Annotated in this window: 1 protein-coding gene; it reads left to right on the forward strand. The window is 60.4% G+C overall.

The features are described 5' to 3' along the window. Positions 1–206, forward strand: a 206-nt coding sequence (locus AF337_RS44750) for a hypothetical protein (RefSeq protein WP_063844354.1), incomplete at its 5' end; no start/stop codon positions are given. Positions 207–280 lie beyond the last annotated feature (74 nt).

The raw sequence follows: 280 nt of genomic DNA on the forward strand, positions 1-280 counted from the left end.
GGTGTCGGCAGATCCACCGTTGGCTGTCCATTGCCTTTACGCTGGCCGTCATAATTAATATCATCGCCATGGTGCAGGAGAGATCCTCCGTCGGGGTGGGGCTTTTGGCGCTTCTTCCGCTCGCCTTGCTCCTGCTCACCGGTCTGTACTTGTTCGTCCTGGCTTATGCCGCCAGATGGCGCAGCGCGGGACGCAGCAGCGGATAGGGGTAAACAGAATGGCTGGCAGGACGTCGAGGACCTCTGCGAGAGTCGCAAAAAAGACTGCCGCCGAGGCAGCC

This window comes from Rhizobium ecuadorense (assembly GCF_001187535.1).
GTDB classification, from domain to species: domain Bacteria; phylum Pseudomonadota; class Alphaproteobacteria; order Rhizobiales; family Rhizobiaceae; genus Rhizobium; species Rhizobium ecuadorense.